The organism is Amycolatopsis sp. cg13, from assembly GCF_041346965.1.
Lineage (GTDB): Bacteria > Actinomycetota > Actinomycetes > Mycobacteriales > Pseudonocardiaceae > Amycolatopsis.
In genome coordinates this window covers 1924085-1945801 of the sequence record NZ_CP166848.1, presented here as the reverse complement: position 1 = coordinate 1945801, position 21717 = coordinate 1924085, and the positions used below count along the sequence as shown (strand labels likewise).

13 protein-coding genes and 1 pseudogene are annotated in these 21717 nt (G+C 70.2%); 9 read left to right on the top strand and 5 right to left on the bottom strand.

Going from position 1 to position 21717, the window contains the following annotated elements:
* Positions 1-146: 146 nt before the first annotated feature.
* Together AB5I40_RS08645 and AB5I40_RS08640 are read left to right on the top strand one after the other, a co-directional pair.
* Positions 147-896, top strand: coding sequence for a GAF and ANTAR domain-containing protein (locus AB5I40_RS08645; RefSeq protein ID WP_370937914.1), 750 nt, complete (start codon positions 147-149; stop codon positions 894-896).
* A 79-nt stretch (positions 897-975) separates the two neighbouring features.
* On the top strand, positions 976-1740 hold the full coding sequence (locus AB5I40_RS08640; protein WP_370937913.1) for a GAF and ANTAR domain-containing protein: 765 nt from the start codon (positions 976-978) through the stop codon (positions 1738-1740).
* Positions 1741-2202: 462 nt separating this feature from the next.
* Here AB5I40_RS08640 and AB5I40_RS08635 read toward each other — a convergent pair whose 3' ends face one another.
* Positions 2203-2769, bottom strand: a complete 567-nt coding sequence (locus tag AB5I40_RS08635) for a hypothetical protein (protein WP_370937912.1) — start codon at positions 2767-2769, stop codon at positions 2203-2205.
* A gap of 518 nt (positions 2770-3287) precedes the next feature.
* Here AB5I40_RS08635 and AB5I40_RS08630 point away from each other — a divergent pair.
* Complete coding sequence (locus AB5I40_RS08630) at positions 3288-4913, top strand: carboxylesterase/lipase family protein (RefSeq protein WP_370937911.1); 1626 nt, start codon at positions 3288-3290, stop codon at positions 4911-4913.
* Positions 4914-5087: 174 nt separating this feature from the next.
* On the opposite strand, the gene AB5I40_RS08625 is transcribed toward AB5I40_RS08630, so the two are convergent.
* Together AB5I40_RS08625 and AB5I40_RS08620 are read right to left on the bottom strand one after the other, a co-directional pair.
* Positions 5088-5867, bottom strand: a complete 780-nt coding sequence (locus AB5I40_RS08625) for a hypothetical protein (RefSeq protein ID WP_370937910.1) — start codon at positions 5865-5867, stop codon at positions 5088-5090.
* A 252-nt stretch (positions 5868-6119) separates the two neighbouring features.
* Positions 6120-6776: an SDR family oxidoreductase gene (locus AB5I40_RS08620; RefSeq protein WP_370937909.1), complete on the bottom strand. Its 657-nt coding sequence runs from the start codon at positions 6774-6776 to the stop codon at positions 6120-6122.
* Positions 6777-6867: 91 nt separating this feature from the next.
* Between AB5I40_RS08620 and AB5I40_RS08615 the strand changes: the two genes are divergently transcribed.
* The 3 genes from AB5I40_RS08615 to AB5I40_RS08605 all read left to right on the top strand — a co-directional run bounded on the left by AB5I40_RS08615 (position 6868) and on the right by AB5I40_RS08605 (position 10089).
* Positions 6868-7230, top strand: a complete 363-nt coding sequence (locus AB5I40_RS08615; RefSeq protein ID WP_370937908.1) for a winged helix-turn-helix transcriptional regulator — start codon at positions 6868-6870, stop codon at positions 7228-7230.
* Positions 7231-7316: 86 nt separating this feature from the next.
* A complete protein-coding gene (locus AB5I40_RS08610; protein WP_370937907.1) occupies positions 7317-9881 on the top strand; it encodes a type 2 lanthipeptide synthetase LanM family protein in 2565 nt (854 codons plus the stop codon).
* A 28-nt stretch (positions 9882-9909) separates the two neighbouring features.
* Positions 9910-10089 carry a hypothetical protein gene (locus AB5I40_RS08605; protein ID WP_370937906.1) on the top strand — a complete coding sequence of 60 codons (180 nt, stop codon included), beginning with the start codon at positions 9910-9912 and terminating at the stop codon, positions 10087-10089.
* Between the two features lie 476 nt (positions 10090-10565).
* On the opposite strand, the pseudogene AB5I40_RS08600 reads toward AB5I40_RS08605, so the two are convergent.
* Both AB5I40_RS08600 and AB5I40_RS08595 read right to left on the bottom strand, forming a co-directional pair.
* Positions 10566-10745: pseudogene (locus AB5I40_RS08600) on the bottom strand (DUF302 domain-containing protein); the annotation flags it as partial.
* A gap of 24 nt (positions 10746-10769) precedes the next feature.
* Complete coding sequence (locus tag AB5I40_RS08595; protein ID WP_370937905.1) at positions 10770-13679, bottom strand: helix-turn-helix transcriptional regulator; 2910 nt, start codon at positions 13677-13679, stop codon at positions 10770-10772.
* Positions 13680-14060: 381 nt separating this feature from the next.
* Here AB5I40_RS08595 and AB5I40_RS08590 point away from each other — a divergent pair, with 381 nt between their 5' ends.
* The 3 genes from AB5I40_RS08590 (at position 14061) to AB5I40_RS08580 (ending at position 21715) form a co-directional block, all read left to right on the top strand.
* Positions 14061-15779 carry a prenyltransferase/squalene oxidase repeat-containing protein gene (locus AB5I40_RS08590; protein ID WP_370937904.1) on the top strand — a complete coding sequence of 573 codons (1719 nt, stop codon included), beginning with the start codon at positions 14061-14063 and terminating at the stop codon, positions 15777-15779.
* Between the two features lie 71 nt (positions 15780-15850).
* The gene (locus tag AB5I40_RS08585) at positions 15851-19108 is read left to right on the top strand and encodes an amino acid adenylation domain-containing protein (protein WP_370937903.1); all 3258 of its coding nucleotides are present in this window, start codon (positions 15851-15853) and stop codon (positions 19106-19108) included.
* A gap of 33 nt (positions 19109-19141) precedes the next feature.
* A complete protein-coding gene (locus tag AB5I40_RS08580; protein WP_370937902.1) occupies positions 19142-21715 on the top strand; it encodes a thioesterase domain-containing protein in 2574 nt (857 codons plus the stop codon).
* The last annotated feature ends 2 nt before the right edge of the window (positions 21716-21717 follow it).

Here is a 21717-nt window from a genome sequence, read left to right as displayed (position 1 = left end):
CCGTCGCTGTTCCGACTGTCCACTGCGGACGATCCGGGACCGGCGCCCCGGCGAGGCGGCTTCGGCGGAAAGCGGGGCCGGGGGTAAAGTGGTAAAGCCGTCCGGCGGCGGTGCGGAACTCGGCTGGTTCTGGACTCGGGAAGGCGGTGAAACGAGCGGTGACCGGAGTGGGGGATTTCGCGGAATCCCTGTCCGCCTTGCTTTCGGAGCTGCTGGTCGCGCTGCGCGAAGGCCGCGACGTGACGGCTCCGCTGGCGCAGGTGTGCCGGTCGATCGTGGAATCGATGCCGGTCGACCGCGCCGCCGTTTCGCTGATGGTCGACGGAAAACACCGCGCGCTGGTGCTGGCCAGCGATCCGGCGATCGAGCACCTCGACTCGCTGCAGTTCAGCCTGGGCGAGGGCCCGTCCTTCGAGGCGTACGAGACCGGAAGGCCGGTGCTGGTGCCGGACCTCTCGCAGCGCCTTCCCGCGTCGTGGCCGGTGTTCGCCACCGAAGCGGGCGCGGCCGGGTTTTCCGGCATATTCGCGTTTCCGCTGCGGCGCGGAGCCGCCAGGATCGGCGCGGTGGACACCTACCGGCGCGTGCCCGGCTGGCTCACCGACGACGAACTCGGGACCATCCTGCGCGGGATCGACCTCGTGACCAGCGCGTTGCTGGCCGTGGCGACGGCGGGCGTTTCCGGGGAACCCGGCGACAACGTCGTCAGCGGGCTGGTCCGGGACCGGGCCACGGTGCACCAGGCCACCGGGATCGTGATCGCGGAGTTCGGGATCCCGGCCGAACAGGCACTTGCCCGCTTGCGGGCATACGCGTACTCCGAAGACAGATTGCTCGACGATGTCGCGCGCGACATCGTCGAGCACCGGCTGCACCCGAGGGAGCTCGAGCGGTGAAGCCGGACACGACGCTGGATTCCCCGCCAGGCGGGCGTGCGGACGCCGCCGGGGAGTGGAAGACGAAGGAGAGACACCGATGAGCGACGGCTTAGCCGGCACGGTCACGCCATCCAGCGAGAACGACCTGCTGCGGGCGTTCGTGGACATGGCCGACACGCTGGTCGACGAATACGACGTGGCCGACATGCTGCACCGGCTCGCGCAATACTGCGTCACGCTGCTCGGGGCGTCGGCAGCCGGGCTGCTGCTGGCGGACCAGCGGGGCGGCCTCGAGGTGGTCGCCTCGTCGGACGAGAGCACCCGGATGCTGGAGCTGCTGCAGCTGCAGACCGAGCAGGGGCCGTGTCTGGACGCCTACCGCAGCGGCGAGCCGGTCGTGGTCGAAGACCTGGTCAAGCAGGCCGCGCGGTGGCCGGGTTTCGTGCCGGAGGCGACCGCCGCCGGGATCCATTCCGTGCACGCGCTGCCGATGCGGTTGCGCAGGCAGGTGATCGGCACGCTGAACCTGTTCGGCCGCGGCCGGAGCCCGCTGACCGGGTCGGCGCTGAGCGTGGCCCGCGTGCTGGCCGACATCGCCACGATCGGGATCCTGCAGGAGCGCGCGATCCGGCGGGGCGAGCTGCTGACCGAGCAGCTGCAGCACGCGCTGAACAGCCGCGTCGTCATCGAGCAGGCGAAGGGCGTGCTGGCGCACGCGGGAGGGCTGGCGATGGAGGTGGCGTTCGAGCGGCTCCGCTCCTACAGCCGCGGGCACAACCGGCGGCTCAGCGAAGTGGCCGAAGCGGTCGCGAGCAACGAACTCCGGCCGGACGAGATTCTCGGCGAGAGCGCCGCGAACTGACCCCGACGGGCACGCCGCGTCACCCGGCGTGCTCGGGATTCCACCCGTAATGACGGTAACGGCCCCGCTCTGTGCACCGCCATGCTGGGCGGAAAGGCCGCGGCGGCCCTAACGGACGTCTTGGCAAGGCCGGGCGGCCGCCGTTACTGTGGGTTTCCCGGACCGGGTCCCGACGGGGTCCCGCCCGGGTAGTGCAGATGCCGCGTGCCCTAGCCCCCGGTTTTCTGACATCTGCGACATGGAACCCGTGCCGACAGTCCGGAGTGCCTGATGTCGCTTCCGTCCCCCGAAGCAGTTTTCCGTACCCGGCGCAGGAAATCGTGCGACCGCTGCGGCGAGCAGATCCCGCCAGGGAAGCTGCAGACCGCGCTCGTCCCCGATTCCTCGCGCGTCGATCCCGCCGATTTCGCCGGTCACGGCCAGCGGCTCGTCTACGCCTGCGGCGACGAGCACATGGCCCAGCTAGTCGAAAAGGCCCGGCACGACTGGGTCGACGAGCAGTGGTGGTTCGGCCTGCTGTGCCAGGCCAGCCGGTCCGCGGGGCAGGCGTCGCTGCCCGAACTCGCGCGCCACGCCCGGCTGGCCGACGGGCAGCTCGACGCGGCGCTGGAGTGGAACGCCGCCGCCGACCGTCCGCTGCGCTGCCTGCCGGGCGGGCAACCCTGCTGACCGCGGCCTGATTCGCGCGTTCGCCGTTCGCGCGGGTGCCTCGCCATGCCCGGCGAACCGGACGGTCCAGCTGATCAGCAGCACCACGATCAGGAGACCGGCCGCCGACGCGACGAGCCCGCCCGCGTGCGAGAGCCAGCCCAGCAGCATGCCCAGCATTCCGGCCGCGGCGGCGGTGAACAGCTTTCGCCGCAGGTCGGGTTTGCGGAAAAGGCTCCCCGGGCGGATCGCGCACACCAGGATCGCGCCGGCCGAGACAGCCAGCACCAAGGCGAACAGCCGCGCGGGCAGCGCCGGGCTGAGTGCGCACACCAGGAACACGCAGCTGCAGGCGAGACGCCATTCGATTCGAGCGGACACGGCACACCTCGGTTTGTCGTCCCTTGTCTTCGAGGTGCTGCCCACCGTAGGTACGCGCGGTTCCCGGCGGGCAGGGCCGGAGGACCCGATTCGGAGGGCCTCTCGAGCGGCGGGAGGCCCGAATCGGACAAAACGCAGGCCGGGCCTCGGTTCGGTACGCGTATTCCCGCGGATTTCGTCCTCGGTGCCCCCGCGGATTAACCGCATTCGACAGCCGGACCCGCGAAGAGCGCGCGGGACGCGGTTCGGCGGCGGAATCCGGATCCCTGACAAAGACCATTCTGCCCGGGAATTTGACAGTTTCCGCGCGACCGAACGGAGGTTGTGCCTTTTCCCGCCGCGCTCAGACTGGAGTGCGGCGGGAACGCGCGCCGTTCTCGTGGCGGTGGCCGGGAAAACGGCCATCGGTGAGGTCGAGCCCATGCCGGCAGGACGCCTGTTCGGTGCGTGGATGCCGCTCGTCGTGTCCCGTGTCCGCCGCCGCGCTCTCCCGGCCAGGCAGGAGCGAAGGAGGACGGATGAGACTTGACGGGAAGGCAGGCGTCGCGCTGGCGGCGGTCGCCCTCGTGGCGTCGTCGCTGGCCGGTTCGGCGTCCGTGGCGGGCGGCCGGGCCGAAGCCGCCCCGCCGCCGGCGTGCTCGCCCGGCACGACGGTGGCGACCGACGACGGCCCGGTGTGCGGGATCGCCGGCCCGGACGTCCGGTCGTGGGAAGGAATCCGGTTCGGCGCGCCGCCGGTGGACAATTTGCGCTGGGCGCCGCCGCAGCATCCGGCGAAGTGGACCAAGCCGTTCGCCGCGACCGCGCCGGGCAACGCCTGCCCGCAGCCGGCCGGTCTCGGCCCGGGTTCGGAGACCGAGGACTGCTTGAACCTGAACGTCCGGGTGCCCGCCAATCCCGGGCACGGGAAGCTGCCGGTCATGGTGCAGCTGCACGGCGGCGGATTCCTGTTGCTGCAGGCGCAGAACGCGAGCAGGCTCGTCACCGAGGGGCACGTGATCAGCGTCGAGGTCAACTACCGGCTAGGGATTTTCGGGTTCCTGGCGCACGAGGCGTTCGGCGAGCACGCGGGCGACTACGGGCTGCAGGACCAGCAGGCCGCGCTGCGCTGGGTGCAGCGCAACATCGCGAAGTTCGGCGGAGACCCGCACAACGTCACGATCTACGGCGCTTCGGCGGGCGGGTCGAGCGTCTGCGACCACACCGCCTCGCCGACCGCGGCGGGCCTGTTCCAGCGCGGCATCAGCCAGAACGGCGAGTACAACTCGTTGCTGGGCACGGAAATCCAGTGGCAGCCGCAGGACTGCAAGGCGGATCTGCCCGACGAGGAGCAGGCCCAGCAGGCCGGAGCGCGGTTCGCGAAAGCGCTGGGCTGCCAGGACAACGCCGGTGCGTGCTTGCGCAAGGTGCCCGTGGCGGCGCTGTTGAAACAGGCGGGCAACGGGATGAAACCGGACAGCGGCACGATCGCGCCGATCGTGAACGGGACCACGCTGCCGCTGTCGCCGGGCGAGGCGTTCGCTAAGGGCCGGGTCAACAAGGTGGCGCTGATGCACGGCGTGGCCCGCGACGAGGTCCAGCTGCCGTCGGCTTCGACGCCGGAGGACTACCGCAAACTGGTGGCGCAGCAGTACGGCGAGCACGCCAAGGAAGTCAGCGAACTCTACCCGCTGAAGCGTTTCCCGAACCCGGCCCCGTTCCTGGCCTTCCGGACCATCGTGGCCGACTCCAACTCGGTCTGCCCCGCAGTCCTGAACGACGAACGCCTCTCGCGCCACATTCCCGTCTTCGCCTACGAGATGGACGACACCGACGTGCCGCCCGCGTTCTTCCTGGATCCGACCAAGCCGAACGGCGCGTACCACGTGGCGGAGGGAATGCTGCTGACGCCGCCGCCGGGAATCAAGCTGACCCCCAACCAAAAGGTGCTGTCCGACCAGCTGGTGGCCCAGTGGACCGGCTTCGCCCGCACCGGAAACCCGACCGTGGACGGGACTCCGCGCTGGGATCCGTTCACCGAGCGCAACCCGGTGGTGATGTCCTTGAACGCGGCCGGGGACAGCCAGCTCACCACTGAGATTCCGCGCCAGCACCGGTGCGACGGGCTGTGGAATCCGTTGGCTCCGTTCGTTCAGCATCGATGACCCGCCGGCGCCAGCAGAGTTTCCTCCCGCCCTAACCCCAAACCCGACCACAACGCGGGATCGCGTCGGCGTGCGGAGGGGCAGTACACCCGGCCCCCGGGCCGGGTGTACTGCCCCTCCGCACGCCGACTTAACGGCGATCCCGCCCGCGACGACGGAGTCGGCGCCATAAACTCAGGGAAGCAGTGGCAACACAGTACGGGCCGCGATCCGGCTGGTCGTGTTCGTGGCGCTGTCTTTCAGCGAGTCGGGATACGTAACCGGCGGATTAGGACTAGTCCGATACCCCAAATACTTACTAGCACTAGTCCCGTCATACCCAGTACACACCAACGTGATCAACCACTGCCGCCGAGCTGCCCGATAAGGCCCGCCAACAGCTTCAGCTTCAACATGACACTCAGGTTCCAGCTTGGCGATCACGATGTTGCTCCCGTCGCGAACCGTCGCGAGCAGGCCGGTCCCGCTGAATCCAGCCCGGCTGCGCGCGACCTGCGCGATCGGCGCGACCGCATGCAGCGCGAAGCCAAGCTGGTCCACCGCCGATTTGTCCGTGATCGCGGACAACTGACTGTCGATCAAGTTCACGCAATACGAGCTGTCTCTGGCATACGCCTGGAGCGTGTCCGGCGTGAACCTTTCGATGTCGGCGAAGTCGTCGACGGCGCTGTGCGCGCAGGCTTTGGCCTGGGTGATCGCGACCTGGTCGATGTGGTTGATGAGCTCAGTCTTGGCGGTGCTGATGGCGTCGAGGATGGCCCTGGTCGCGTCCTCGATCGAACGCTTGTTGCCGAAGAAGTCCTTGAGGACCGAGTAGGCGGTCTGCGCCCAGGTGACGATGGTTCCGATGACCTGCGGCCGGGCGGTCGCGTTCGCCGGGGCGGCCCCGGTTCCGGCGAGCAGGGCGAGGGCCAGCGCGATCGCGGTCGCGCTGCGTGCCCATTGTCTTCGCATGTGTGCTCCTTTGTCGGGAATCGCGAAACGACCGGCGGTTCATCACCGGTCGTTCGCGGGGAATGGCCGCCCCGTACCGCGGTGGCCGGCCGAGATTATTGGACCGGCGCCCGCGTGCTGATCGCAATCCTTCCTTCGGCGCAAACCCTTGCGGCGTCCGCGAAACCCGAAAGAAAGAGATAAGGAAGCACTGATTTAACCGTTTTCGCCCTTGTGTTCCCGATGCGGCTCAACGACGTTCCGGAATTGCGCTCACGGACGACCGCCTTCGAGGCGGATCGTTTCCCCGGTGAGGAATTCGGCCTGCAACATCCAGAGCACCGCGTCGGTCACGTCGGCGACAGTGCCGGTATGGCCGACGAGGGTTCGCTGTGCGGCGTTCGCGAGAAAGCCCGCCTTGGCGTCGCCCTTGGCGTCCCAGGCTCCGGAGTCGATGATTCCCGGCGACAGCGCGTTGACGCGGACCGGCGCGAGTTCGGCGGCGAGGTGCTGTGCGGCGAACGAGGCCGCTCCGTTGGTCACGCCCGTGACGACGCTCCCGCGTGCCGGACGCCAGCCGACCTGGCCGGAGAACAGCAGCAGCGACCGCCGGATCGTGAAGTGCTTCGCGAGCAGCAGCGGGCCGATGACCTTGGCGGTGAAGGCGTCGACGGTCTTGTCCCGGTCGAGTTCGCGGACCGGCATCGCGTGGGGCATCGCAGCTGTGGTGACGAGGTGATCGACCTCCCCGAGCTCGGCGGCAGCGGCGGCGATGGTCGCCTCGTCGCGCAGGTCGATGTGCAGTCCGCCGGGCCGGTGGGACGCGACGTGCACCTTCGCGCCCTCCGCCGTCGCGGCGTCGGCGATCGCCGTGCCCAGGTTCCGTCCGCCCAGCACCAGCACTGTTTGCCCGGCCAGCCCGTTGCCCATGGTCCTTCTCCGTTCCTCGGTTGCAGTGGCCGAAGTAGGCTATGGAAAAGTAACCAGGTACTTCAACGTAACCGGAACCGGAGGAACCGCCGTGGGCTACAACGTCATGTCCGCGACCTGCCCGTCGCGGGTGGTGCTGCACCGGATCGGGGCGCGGTGGACGGTCTTCGTGGTCAACGCGCTCGAGGACGGCCCGCTGCGCTTCACCGTCCTGGCGGAGAAGATTCAGGGCGTCACCCCGAAAGTCCTCACCGAGACGCTGCGCGCGATGGAGGAGGACGGCCTGCTCGCCCGCGTCGACTACGCGGAACAGCCGCCCCGCGTCGAATACGGCCTCACCGACCTCGGCCTGTCCTTGCTCGGGCCGCTGCGCGCGGTCCGCGAATGGGCGGAAACCCATGTCCCGGAAATCCTCGAAGCCCGCGAACGCGCCCACTCGGCGCGGCGGGACTGAGACGGCTAATTTCCCCCTGCCCGGGTCGCTTTTTGGGTAGGCCGTACCCATGCGCCGCGGACCCGCCGCGTGGCAGGCTGCGACCCATGTCGCGAGCGGGGTCCGAACCGTCCGGCGCGCACGGGGGCGCCCGGTGCTTCCGGCCTGCGGTACAGCCGCTGGTGAGCGCCGCGTCGAGAGAGCTGCGCGCCGCCGTGCCCGACGCTGACGCGGCCGAACTCGCCGCGGTCAGCCAGGGAATGGAGGACTGGCTCAGCGATCGCCTGTACGCCGCCTCGGCCCGGACTCTCGTCGCCAGCCTCAAGTCATTCGACTCCTTCGTGGCCAGCGACCCGCTGCCGGAAGTCCTGGCTCAGCACCCGGGCCTGGCCGACCTTCTCGAGTCGCTGACGCACAACGCTGTCTCCGCCGCTTCGGAATTGCTGACCCGGTTCGACCAGGACCGCGCCCTGGTGGCCGGTTTCCTCGGCGGAGAACCAGGGCGGCTGATGGCGGTGGCGTTCGGCCGCGGCGACGCTCATTGCGGCGGCCGGACTGTCAGCGAACTCAGCTTTGCCTCCGGCGCCCGGCTGATCTACCGCCCGCGACCGGTCGGCCTGCACGCGCGCTGGAACGACCTGCTCGCCGAACTTGCCCCGCTTCTCGGCGATCTCGCCCCGCGCCGTGCGGAGGTGCTGGAACGCCCCGGATACGGCTGGGTCGAGTTCATCCACGCCCGCCCCGCCGCTGACGTCAGCCAGTTCTACCGCAGGTTGGGCGCGCAGCTCGCGTTGCTGCACGTTCTCGGCGCCACCGACATCCACGCGGAGAACGTCGTGGCGGCCGGCGACCATCCGGTCGTGGTGGACGTCGAAACGCTCTTCCAGCCCCGCTGGGCCCCGCACACCGACGGCGGTTCCGATCCTGCCCTGACGGCACTGGAAACCTCCGTCCTGAACACCTTTGTCTTGCCCCGCCCCATATTCGGCCCGTACGGGCGCCTGGACCTTTCGGCGTTCGGCGGCCGTCCGGGCCGGTTCCCGCACGACCTGCCCGCCTGGGCCGACGCGGGCACCGACCGGATGCGCCTGATCCGCGGCCCCGCCCCGTACGCCGGCGGGCGGAACCTCCCGGCCCCCGGCCTCGATCCGGCGGCCTACGGCAGTGCCTTCCTGGACGGCTTCCGTGTTGCCTACCGGTCGCTCGCCGGAGACACCTTGCTCCGCGGCCTGGACCGGTTCGCGGACGCCGAGTTGCGGATCGTGCCCCGGGCGAGCGAGTGGTACGCGGACTTGCTTCGCGAATCCACGGAACCGGTGTTCCTGCGCGAGATCGACGGCCGCGCGAAGGCGTTCGCTCCGCTCGACGACGTCACCGCCTACCCGCACTTCGCCCGCTTTGCCGACGCGTCCCGCGCCGACCTGCTGGCGGGGGACATCCCGTACTTCGCCGCCGCGGTGGGCGGACGCGAGGTCTGGACCACTGCCGGTGCCCGGCTCCCGGACGTCCTGGAAACCGACGGCCTGACCGCGGCGCGGGCCCGGATCGCCAGCCTGGGGGAGCGGGACCTTCGCGCGCAGCTGTGGTTCGCCGAGGCCTCCCTCTCCACGATGACGCCCTTCGCCGGACACCGCCTGGTGCCCGGTGCCGCGCCTGGTCTCCAGGCGCCCGATCCGGCGCACCTGCTTCAACTGGCCGTGGACATCGGCGACGACCTGCTGCGGCGGGGGAGCGCCGATGCGGTGCGGATCAATTGGCCGTCGCTGGAGCTCGCCGAGGACGGTGGCTGGTGCGTCCGGCAGATGGGCGCTTCGCTGGGCAGCGGGTACTGCGGGGTGGCGCTGTTTCTCGCTGAGCTGGGGAAAATCAGCGGACAGGACCGTTTCCTCGACGCCGCGGCCCGGACAGCCCGGCCACTGCCCGGGTTGCTCAAGTTGCTGGACGACTACGCGTCGCTGGCGGTGGGCGTCGGGCCGGGCGCGTTCAGCGGGTTGGGCGGAATCGCCTACACGGTCGCCCGGTTGGCCGATGTGCTGGCGGATTCCACATTCGACATCCCGGCGGCCTTGCGCGCGACCGCGGCTGCCGCCCGGGCTGCCGAGTCAGCGGATGTTGCCGACGGTCTGGCCGGGGCCGTACTAGCCGTCTCGGCGGTGGCGGCTGACACCGGCCTGCCGGAAGCGGATGCGCTCGTCGAGGAGCTGGGTGCGCGGCTCGCTTCGCTTTCTCCTTTGCCTGCCGGGGGATTCCTCTTCGGCCGAGCTGGGGTGGCGCACGCTCTTCGGCTGACCGGCCGTGCTCCGACCGGCGATGAAGGCCAGGTGACGGGGCTCGGCTGGTGCTCCGGCCTGGCCGGTCTCGTCCTCGCTTCTCCTTCTCCGCGCCTGGTCGACCGTTTCCGCACCGCGCTGGAACAACGGCACTCCTCGCCGGATCATTCGCTGTGCCACGGAGAACTCGGCGTCCTCGACGCGGCCAGGTCCGTCGGCGCACCGGTCCGGCTCCCGCGCGGGGCACTCTCCTGCGGAACCCCGGGCGCGGTCCCGACGCCAGGCCTGCTGCATGGCCTGTCCGGCATCGGCCACGGCCTGCTGCGCCTCGGATTCGCCGACGAGGTCCCGGCGCTGTCCCTCCTGGAACCGGCCGTCGTGCCGGTTCCTGAACAACACTAGGAAATTCCCTCGGAAAGGAGAACCGGAAATGCACGAGGACGTCCAGCCCGCACCGGGCGCGGAAGAGGACGCCGCCGAGCCCGAACGGCCGCTGCCCGCCTGGCGGCGCCAGTGGGTGCGCTCGGCGGTGCTGACCGGGATGACCGTCGGCGCGGTCGCGGTGGTCGCGCTGGCGGGAGACCCGAGCACTGTCGCCGGGATGAGCTGAGGCGGACAGTTCCGGCAGCGGCGCGGAGAGGCTGAGCGGACCGGCTTGGCTGCGGCGCGGAGAGGCTGAGCGGAGACCGGCTTGGCTGCGGCGCGGAAGGGCTGACCGGGCAGGCAGCAGCGCGAAGACCGGGCGGGGGTTCGGTGGGTGGCCGGGTGTCCCTTGTGGACGCTCGGCCATCTCGACGTGCCGGGGCGGTGATTCGGCCGGGCGTGGCGGACTGGCCCGTCGCCACTGGGCGGGCAGGGGAGCGGCTTTTCGCTGACCGAGCGTGACCGTTCTCCGGCTCTCGCTGGGCTGGATCCGCCGCGGCGAACATGCGCCGCCCGAGAGCAATCGGCCGCAGTGCGAGCCTTCACTCCGCCCCCCGGGGCGACGACCGTGTGAACGAGCCCCGCCGCAACGGCCTCCACCGCAGCCGCGCTCTCGGTTCCGAGCCGGTGCCGCTCAGCGAGCCACCCGGCGTCGTTGTGGGTCAGCCAGGTCTGCCCGGACGAATCTTCCCGAGCGAGAGCCTTCATCGGCAGGTCGAGACCGCTCGTCTGCCGATCCAGCATCAACGGTGCCCCGCCCCGGGGATGGCCGGACGTCAGCAGTTCCGTCGGCCGGAGCCGAGTCCCAGCGTTAGCTGCCAGCCGGTCGACAGTCTCTCGCACGGGCCAAGCGCTGGTCCCGAGTCATCAGCCCGGCGCCGAATCGCCCAGTACCGCGGTCGCGTACTCGCACAGCGTGGTCCGGTCCGGTGCCTGCGTCTTGGCCAGCAAGCTCGCCACGTGCTTCTCCACCGTCCGCACCGAGATGTGCATTCGTTGCGACAGCGCCCGGTTGCCGAGCCGTTCCGGCATCAACTGCAGGACCTCGAACTCCCGCCGGGTCACGCCGATGCCGCGCAGCTTCGGCGGGATGCGTTCGGTGCCGGAGCTGTGGTAGCGCACAGGGGTGCCCATCCGCCGCAGCAGTGACCGGCAGGCGCTCGCCAGCACGTCGATGCTTCCGTGGAAATGGTTCTCCGCGTCGGCGAGCCACTGGCCGGGCTTGCCCCAGCTGTCGGCGAGGGCGGCTTCGGACACCAGGCGCAGCGCGAGGTGCCGCGCGGTCGGGAAGACCGACGAGGCGGCGACGGCGGTGTCCATCTCCTGCTCGGCGGCATCGGGACGGCCGGCGCGGCCGTGGTGCACCGCGCGGGCGAAGCCGAGGAATTGGCGGTTCCAGCGCATCCGGCCTACTTGGGCGCGGGCCGCCCGTTCCACTTCGGCCGGATCGCCGGTTCCGTCGACCGCGCCGAGCAAATGGACTAATCCGAAAGTACCGGAAAAGTGGAAATAGGCTTCCAGCCCGCCGTATTCTGCCATCAATTCCGCGGAGAGGGTCCGGGCGCCTTCCCGGTCTTCGGTGAGCAGTGCGCAGAACAGTTCGGCCAATCCTTTAGTCAACGGCGCTTCACGGGAATTTTCGCCGCCGGCCGCGCGGAATTCCCGCAGCGCGGCACGCATCTCCTGGCACCGGCCCCGGTGCGCGGCGAGCACGGCGCGCAGCATCAGGGCGTAGCGGATCACCGAGTGCAGCCGCAGCCGTCCGCATTCGGCCAGGCTCGCGGTGAGGATCTGCTCGGCCTGATCGTAGTCCGCGCGCAGCACCGCCGCGTAGGCGAGGTTGGCGTATACGTTGCTGGCCAAGGTAATGCATCCCGACCGCAGCGTCTCGCGGTAGGCGTACTCGAGGGCGGAAGCGTCGCCCTCGGCGAGCCAGGCGTTCGCGCCCAGTCCGATGAGCCCGTGGTTGCGCCAGGTGGTCAGCTGATGCTCGGTGCCCAGCGCCAGCGTGCGCCGGTAGCCTTCGTCGGACTCGGCCAGCGAGCGGCCGCGCGTGCTGAAACCGATTGCGTACCAAGCCTTGCAGGCCGTCTCGGGATCGCCGTCCGGATCGACGCCGCGGATCGCCCGCCGGGCCAAGGCCTCGCTGCGGCTGACGTGGTCGGCGTCGGCGCCGGTGCGGCACGAGGTGAGGTAAGCGTCGACGACGTCGATCACCGCGGTGTCGGCTTCGGGCGCCTCCGGCGGCAGCAGCGCGCGAGCCGCGGCGACCTGGCGGACGCCGTCCTCCCACCGGCCGGCGACCTGGGCCGCCCATGCCATCCGGACCTGCTGGCGGACCTGGCTTTCGGTGTCCCACAAGGGATTCCCCAGCCGCAGTTCGGCGGCGACCTCGGCGGCGCGGTCGAACTGGCCGTCTTCGGCGAGCGCGGTCAGCAGGGCTTCCAGGAGTTCCCCGCGCAGTGCGTGCCAGCGGTTTTCCTCCGACAGCATGTCGAGGGCGTTGTCGAGCACGGCGACCGCGGTGGCCGGGCCGCCCGCGTGCAATGCTCGGCGAGCCGTTTCCAGGTACAGCCGGGCGGCTGCGGGCAGGTCGCCGCCGCGGCGGTGCAGGTCGGCGGCGAGGTGGCACCAGGAGCCGGGAAGCCCTGGGTACAGCTCGGCGATCGCTTGCGCCACCTGGCCGGAGAGGGTGACCTGGTCGGCCGCGGTGGTCAGCGACAGCAGGGCTTCTTCGGTCAGCGGATGTTCGAACGAGTACCAGCCGGGAGTGCCGTCGCCGCCGGTCAGCAGGCGTTCGGCGACCGCGGCGCGGACGTGGGAGAGCAGGGTCCGGTCGTCGAGCCCGACGCAGCGTTGCACCACCGGCAAGGGAAAAGTCCGGCCGACGATCGCGGCGACCGACAGCAGCCGCATCCCGTCCGGGCCGAGCTGCAGCGCCCGTTGTTCGACCGCTTGCACGAGACTGAGCGGCACCCGTTTTCGCTTCCCGCCCACCAGTTGCCAGCCAGCGGGACGCCGCACAAGATCCTTCATGGACACCGCGTACCGGGTAAGTTCCGCGGCAGCGAACGGATTCCCGCGGCTTTGCGAGTACAGGTGCTCGACGGCCGACGCGCTGACCTCGCCCGGCGGGCAGCCAAGGATCGACGCGACCAGCCCGGTCACCCCGGCGCGGTCGAGCCGGTCCAGTTCGACCAGCGTCGCGTCGCCGCGCTGGGCCAGGGTTTTCACCAGTTCCGCGCCGGCGGAGGCGCCGACCCGGACGGTGGCCAGCACGAGCACCGGCTGCTCGCGCAGGTTCGACGCGAGATAATCCAGCACAGTCAAGGTTTCCCGGTCCGCCCAGTGCAGGTCGTCGACGACCAGCAGACATCCGCGGCCGCGGCCGAACCACGACGTCAGCCGCAGGATCGCCTCGGCGAGCACGAGCAGCGACGTCTCGCGCGGCTCCGGCTGCGCCCAGTCCGGCACGAGCCGCCCGAGCGCGGGCAGGTAGGGCGCGAGCAGTTCGTCGTCCGGGCTGGGCTCGGTGCGCGCCAGCGAAAGCAGCGCCTCGGCGAGCGGCCGGAACGGGATCGCCGGACCCGTCGAGCTGGCCCGCCCGCGCACGGCCGCCATGCCCGCCGCCCGCGCTTGTTCCGCGGCCGCTTCCGCCACGGAGGTCTTGCCGATCCCCGGTTCTCCGGCGAGCACGACCATGGCGCCGGAGGACGTTCTCGCCGCGCTCAGGAACCCGGCCAGCCCGGCCAGTTCGCTCTCCCGTCCGATGAGCATTTCCACCCCTTCAGCCGAACGGCCCGCGGTCGACGGCTTTCGCCCGGTGCCGGTCTGCTCCCCCGCCGCGAAATGCTATACGCAGGCGCCCGCTTTCGTGGGGGCAGAAATACCGCCGTTCCACCTTGTGGCGCAATTGTGCGCACGGCCTGAAATCGTTTAGTCACAGCCGGAAACATTTATGGGCGCCCGCAGTGGACGGACGGCGACTCTTTGGGTGCGCAGCACCCATGCGCCCGCCGCCCCGGCGGGAAAGAGTGGAGCGGCCGGGAACGACCCGGTCCGGGAAGGAGGTCGCTTCGCCATGACGCCGAACCGCCCCTCCTTCGGCGAGACCGCACCGCGAGCCCGAGAGAACCGGACAAATGCGGCGGGTGCCCGATGACCGCCACGACAGCCCCCGCTGTTCTGGCCGACGGCGGACTCAGCCAAGGCGAAGCCGACCTCTCCTGCAGCTACGCCGCCGTCCGCACGCTGCGCCGACTGGGCCGCACCCCGGCCGAACCCGCTGGCATCGTGAGGTTCCTGCGGTCGCGCCGCAACAGCGACGGCGGCTACACCTGGCAGCGCGGCCTCCCGTCGGACGGCTGGGCCACCTACTGCTGCACCCGCGCCCTGCACGATCTCGGCGAGGAAATCGACGAGCCCGCCCGGGTCGCGGAATGGGTGTCCGGCACCGCGACCGTCGAAGGCGGGTTCGCGATGACCGCGGGCCGTCCGCCGGACGTGTGGGCGACCTGGTGCGCCACAAAGACTTTGGTCGAGATCACCGGCACCGCCGCCCCGGAACCGGCACGGCACGCCGGGTGGCTGGCCGCCTTGCAGGGTCCCGACGGCGGCCTGACCTGGCAGCCCGGCTCGAACCTCTCGGACGCCCGAGCCTGCTACTACGGCGTGCGCGCGTGGCGAGCCGTCACCACCGCACCGTTGCCCTGGCGGACCGGACCGCTGGTCTCGTGGCTGTGCGAACAGCAAACCGTCGAAGGCGGATTCCGGTTCGCGCCCGGCTCGGCGGTCTGCCTCTGGGCGACGTTCCGCGCGGTGCTGACCTTGCGCGTCCTCGGCGCCCAACCACCCGACCCAGCGGGAGCGCTCGCGTGGATCGGCGACCGGCGACTGCCCGGCGGCGGCTACGAACGCTGGCCCGGCTACGGCCGTTCCGACATCTGGGCCTGCTTCTCCGCCGTGGGCGCGCTGACTGCACTCGGCTACGACCTTCCGGCCGCGGAAGCGGACGCGATCGCCGAAGCGGTGGCGCGCTGCCGCCTGGCGGGCAGCGGCTACACCTACCGAAGCCCTGAAGCCGCAGGCGACAGCCTCGCCACCGCGGCCGGTCTGCTCACCTCGGCGCGTTCCGGTACTCCGGCACGGGGGTTGGTCCGCTGGCTGCAGGACGCGCAGCCGCCCGCGGAAGACGGCGTCGGCTACATGCCGGGCCAGACCGCGGAAGTCCGTTGCACGCAATGGGCCTTCGAAGCGTTACGGGCGAGCGGACACCGGCTGGACGAACGCCGCCTGCTTCGCTGGATCGCGCGGCTGCAGAACCCGGACGGCGGGTTCGCGCACTGGCTCGGCCGCGCCTCCGACCTCGTCTCCACGACCGCCGCCGTCGAATTGGCCGACCGGCTCACCGGCGGCCGCCCCACCACGATCCTCGACGGCGCGCGAGCGGTCGCCTTCGTGACGCTCTGCCGCGACGGCGGTCTGGTCGATCCGGCTTCGGCCGGCACGGCCGCCGCGAGCGCCGCAGCGCAGGCCGCGCGGGTGCTGCACCTGCTCGGCGCCCGCCCCGCCGCGGCGAGCCTGCACGCCGGGCTGGCCTGCTACGCCCGGGCGACCGGCGGATACGCCGCGACCGCGCTCGGGCTTCCCGACCTCGCCACCACCTACCAGGTGGTGCGCACCGACCAATGCCTCGGCCGCGATTCCGACCGCGCGTGCGTCGCCCGCTTCCTCCTGCGGGTCGAACTGGGCGACGGGCACTACGCCTGGAGCCCGCGTTCGCCCGCGGTGGCCGGGCCGCTCGCCGACTGCCTCGGCGCACTCCTGCGCGCGTGGCTGACCGATCCGGCGGCGCTGCTGCCGCCCTTGAACTTGTGAACGAAGCAAAACCGGCCGCCGGGCGTCGGCCGGGCATCGCATTCCGCTCAGCACCGGGAAGGGAGCAACGGGTGAGTACAGTGCGCGACAGTACCGCGGAGGGCAAGAAGAAATCGCTTGCCGACATGTTGGCCCGTGCACGCGCCAAGATCACCGACGGACCGCGTCCCCGCCAGGACCGCGGCAACGTGCCGCTGTCGTATTCGCAGGACACCTTGTGGGTGGTGGACCAGCTCGCCACCGGGAAATCGACCTACAACGTCGCGTTCCTCTTCCGCCTCGAAGGCGGCTTGGACGCCGACGCGCTCACCGAGTCCTTCGCCAGCATCGTCCGCCGCCACGAAGCGCTGCGGACCTACGTGCTCGAGGAGAACGACGAGTTCTTCCAGGGGATCGTCGAGGATCCCGAAATCGTCGTCCCGCGGTCGTCCGCGTCGTCGGAGGCCGAGGCCCGCCGGATGCTCGACGAGCTCGCCGAGGTCGGGATGACGCTGACGGAATTCCCGCTGTGGCGCGCGGATCTGGTCCAGGTCCGGCCTGATCTGCATTACTTCGGCCTGGTCGTGCACCACATCGTCTTCGACGGGGTGTCGACGGCCATCTTCTTCGACGAGCTGGAGAAGGAATACAACGCGCGCCGGGCCGGCTCGACGCCGCTCGTGGACCCGCCCGCCGTCCAGTTCGCCGACTTCAGCGAATGGCAGCGCAAGCAGATGCGCGCCGGGGCCTGGCAGGCCAGCGCGGACCATTGGGCCGAGGCGCTGCGCGACGTCGAGGTGATGGACATCCCCGGCGACCGCCCGTTGCCGCCTGCGGTGACCTATCCCGGCCGCGCAGTGGTCCAGACCTGCGAAGGACTGGCAACCCAGGCCAACCGGCTCGCGTCCTCGCTCACGACCACCCCGATCACCGTCTACGCCACCGTGATGGCTTGTCTGTACCACCGGTATTCGGGGTCCGGCGACGTCATCTTCGGCATGCCGAGCGCGAACCGCGCCGAGGTCGAAACCGAACGGACCCTCGGCTTCTTCATCAACATGCTGCCGCTGCGGTTCCAGCTCGATCCGGAGGAGACGTTCCAGGAGACGCTCAAACGCGTCCAGCAACGGCTGCGCGGCGCACAGGCGCACGGCTACCTGCCGCTGGAGCAGATCATCGCGAGTGCGCAGGTCCGGCGCGACCCGTCGCGGTCGACGCTGTTCCAGTACACGCTGACGATGAACGAGTGGACCGAGCCGATGCGCCTCGACGGCGTATCCGCGACGGAGGTCGAGGTCCCCACCACGCAGGCGAAGTTCTTCCAGCAGTGGACGGTCGCGCGCAGCGGCCCGGACCTCGAAGTGCACACCGTCTACAACACCGACATCTTCGACCAGGCGACGATCGAAACCATGCAGCGGGTGTTCGTCTGGCTGCTGCGCAGCGCGATCGCCGACCCGGGCATCAGCCTCCGCGAACTGTGGGCCCACGACAGCGAGTCCCGCCGAATCCAGGCCCAGCTCGGCATCGGCACGCAGGCGCCGGCGCCGACCGGCAACGTCTACACGCAGTTCTGCCAGGTCGCCGAGGAACACGCGGACCGGCTGGCCGTCAGCAGTCCCGGAAAAGACCTGACGTACGCGGAATTGCGCCAACGGGTCGAAGCGCTGCGCGGCTATCTGGCCGAAGCCGGAGTCCGCGCGGGCGACCGGGTCGGCGTCGCGCTGGAACCGTCGGCCGACTTCTCGGCGACAGTCCTGGCGTTGCTGGCGATCGGCGCGGTGTACGTGCCGATCGACGCGATGAACCCGCGCGGCCGGATCGAGGCGATCATCGAAGACGCCGACCTCCGCTGCGTGGTGTGCGACGCGACGACCACTGGAATCGCGCCCGGCGCGGAATGCCGGTTGCCGGTCGAGGCGCCGGTCCCGGCGAGCCTGCCCGAACCGGCGCGCGGCGGGAACGAGGTCGCGTACCTGATGTACACCTCGGGCAGCACCGGCAAGCCGAAAGGTGTGCTGATCACCCACGACAACATCCTCGGCTTCATCCGGAACGTCCGGACGCTGTTCGAACTCAGCCCGGCCGACCGCGTGCTGGGCTACGCGTCCTGCGGGTTCGACGTGTCGGTGTTCGAGATGTTCGGTGCGCTGCTGAGCGGGGCGTCGCTGCACGTCGTGCCGTCGGTGATGCGGCTGAGCATGGCGGAGGTCCAGCAGTTCCTGGAGGAGCACCGGGTCACCGTGACCGACCTGCCGCCTTCGGTGATGAAGCTGCTCGACCCGGGTCCGCTGAACGATCTGCGGATCGTGTTCGTCGGCGGCGAAGCGTTCTCGCACGAGCTGGTGCGGGCGTGGGGCAAGGGCCGGCGCATCTTCAACGGTTACGGCGTCACCGAGTGCACCGTCACCAGCGTCGTCGAGGAGCTGGAAGAGCCGCTGCCGGCGGCCGGGCTGCCGATCGGCGGGCCGATGGACAACCACGTCGCGTATGTGCTGGACGAGCACAACCGGCCGGTGCCGCAGGGCGTGATCGGGCAGCTGGCGCTCGGCGGGGTCGGGCTGACGCCGGGCTACTGGCGGCGCGACGAGGACAACCGGGAGAAGTTCGTCCCGGATCCGGTCGGGCCCGATCCGTCCGCGCGGGTGTATCTGACCGGGGATCTGGTGCGGCACAACGGAGACGGCCGGCTGGTGTACGTCGGGCGGCGCGACCGGCAGGTCAAGATCAACGGGGTGCGGATCGAGGTCGGCGAGATCGAGAGCGTGCTCCGCGCCGCCGAAGGGCTCCGCAACGTCTACGTGCGGGTCCGCCAGGACGGGGACCAGAAGCGGATCGTCGCTTACTGCGCGACCGGGGGAGCGAGGCAGGCGAGCGAAAGTTCGCTGCGGGACTACTGCCGCAAGCGGCTGGTGTCCACGATGCAGCCGTCGACCTTCGTGCTGCTGGACGAACTGCCGATCAACGGCAGCGGCAAGATCGACGAACGCGCGCTGCCGGACGCCGACTTCACCGTCGAGGCCGCGCCCGCGGAAGAGCTGACCGAGCTCGAACGGGCGATGCTGACCGACGCGTTCGGCCCGATCCTCGGCCGCACCGATTTCCCCAAGACGGCGAGCTTCTTCGACCTCGGCGGCACGAGCCTGCAAGCCGCGCAACTGGTTTCCAAGATCAAGAAGCTGTTTTCGGCGACGATCTCGCTCGCCGCGTTCTTCAACGATTCGAGCGTGCAGAGCATGGCGCTGGAGGTCGAACGGGCGCGGCTGGCCTCGCTGTCGGCCGAGGAGCTGGAGAAGGCCATCGCCGGGATGACCGAAGAGGACGTCGCCCGGCTGCTGGCCGGCGAGTGAGCGGACGTGGAGCGCATCCGGAAAGGAGGAGAGATGGACGGTGACGGCAAACGCCTGAGCAGCTATCTCAGCGCGAGGTCGGCGGCACCGGGCGTGCCGGGACTGGTAGAGCTGAGCCGGTCGGCGCCCGGCGCGAAGGTCCTGCTGTTCGCGCATCCGGTCGGCGGCAGCCTGCTGACGTATCAGCCGCTGGTCCGCAGGTTCCCGGAGTATGCCTGCTGGGGCTTGGAATCTTCGCGGGAGGTGCTCGACGGCGGCGAGCCGACGGAGTCGATGCAGGACCTCGCCCGCCGCTACTCCGAAGTTCTCGCCGAGCATTGCCCGGACATCGACCTGGTGTGCGGCTGGTCCTTCGGCGGCGCGCTGGCCTGGGAAATCGCCAATCTGCTGGAAGCGCGCGGCAAGCGGCCGAAGGTGGTGCTGCTCGATTCGACGTGGTCGACCATCGCGTACGAGGAGTCGACGCACGCCGAAGAATTGGAGTGGTTCGTCCGCGACGCACTGCGCTCAGGCGGGCACGACGGCGAATTCGTGGCGAGCACCGAGTCCGAAGCGGCCGAGATCGTCGGCATGGACGAGGAGACCTTCTCCGAACGCCTCCGGATCTTCGGCCACAACAGCCGTCTTCTCCGCAAGTGGAAGCCGACGCCGGGCGACCTGGACGTGGTGGTCGTACGGGCGGCCGAATCGTTCAAACGGGACTGGCGCACGGTGTCCTCCGGCGAGGTCGACTTCCAGGAGCTGCCCGGCGAGCATTACGGCCTGCTCCAGAACGCCGACACGCTCGCCACCATCGAGAAGATCATCCGCAGCGCGCTGGATCTCCCCGTGCGCACGTCGGCAGTCAGCACCGGTGCCGGGCCCGATCTGCACGCGGCGTTGAAAGAGCTGGTCGACACGCCGCATTGGCGCGATCTCGTGCTGCGGGCCCGGAAAATGGAGCCGGAAGCGATCGCCGAGGCCTACCGGGAGCTCGGCAGGCGCGGGTTGCTCACCCCGGACTGGCCGGTCGAATTCGGCGGCTCCGGCTTGCCGACCAAGACCGGGATCGAGCTGTTCGAGCAGTTCATCGCCACCGGGCTGCCGGACCTCGTGTACGCGCTCACCGTGCAGATCGTCGGCTACTTCGTGCTGAAATCCGGCTCGGACCGGCTGAAACAGGACCTGCTCCCGCGCATCAGCCGGGGCGAGGAATTCGCCACCGTGCTGTACAGCGAGCCGCGGGCGGGCAGCGATCTCGCGTCGCTGCGCGCCCGGGCGGACCGCCGAGGCGACCGTTATGTCCTCAACGGCGTCAAGGTGTTCAGCATCTACAGCCACATCTCGGGCTCGGCGCTGGTCGCGGCGCGCACCGGCGATGACGGTCATAAGTACGACGGCATCACGCTTTTCGTCATCGACCTTGCGTCGCCGGGAGTGACAGTCGAGCTGGTCGAGACCATTCAGCCCGAGCAGATGTGCCGCGTCCGGCTAAAGGACGTCGAGGTCGAGAGCTGGCGGCGAATCGGCGAGGAAGGCCGCGGCTGGGCTCTGCTCGACGGTGCCCTGGCCATAGAACGCACCGGCATCGACCACGTCGTGCGAGCGGCGCGTTGGCTAAAAGCGTTGCGGGCAGCCGCAGTCGGCCCGGACGAGCTGCAGCTGCTCGAAGGCCAGGTCGAATGCGCGACTACGGTAGCCCGCGCCGCCACCGAGGTCTTCCTTCGCCCCGATGCGACGGCGACGGACACCGCGGTGGCCAAGCTGTACACCAGCGAAACGTGTCAGCAGGTCGGGCACGAGGTGCTGCGCCGCTGGCGGACGCTCCGGACCGAGCCGCACGACGGCCTGGTCCGCGAGGAACTGCTGTCCGGGCTCACCGAATCTCCCGGGCTCACCCTGTCGGCCGGTTCGTCGGAGATCATGCTGTCGACGCTTTCGGTGGACCTCAAGGAGGAGTACTCCACGCGGTGCCGGGACATCCTGCACCGGTTCGGCGGCGAACTCGCCGACGCGGTGGTCGAGGTCCTCGAACCGGTCGGGGCCGGGATCAAGGCGAAACCGCTGTTCAGCTACTCGGCCGACCGCCGCGCCGCACTGGCGGAAACGTTGGCGGAGCTGGGTTTCGACCAGGTGGAGGCCCCCGAGGACGACGGCGGGCTCGGCCTCGGCCTCGCCGTCGGCTGCTCGATCAACCTGAGCCTGGGGTACCTCGGGTTCGAGAACGCCTACCAGCCCTCGGCCGCGCCCGGCGCGCGCGAAGGCCGGGTGCGGCACGCGGCCTACGTGCTGGGCCTCGGCCTCGGACTGTTCCGCACCGCCTGGGAACACGCCGCGGGCCGCGAGCAATTCGGCCGGAAGCTCGTCGACATCGACGCGCTGATGTTTGCGCTCATCCGGTCTTACGCCGAACTGCACGCGGTGAGCACGAGGCTGCAGGAAATCGCGAACACCTTGCCTGGCCTGGACGACGCGGCGCTCCGCCGGTTCGAATTGGTCGAGCAGGACGTAATGGTGCGCGCGGTCCGCGCGTCGATGCAAGTGCTGGGGGCACAGGGCATCACGGAGTGGTCGGTCGCCTCGCGGTTCTACCTGCGCTGCGCCGAGAACCTCGGGCTCGCTGCCTGACT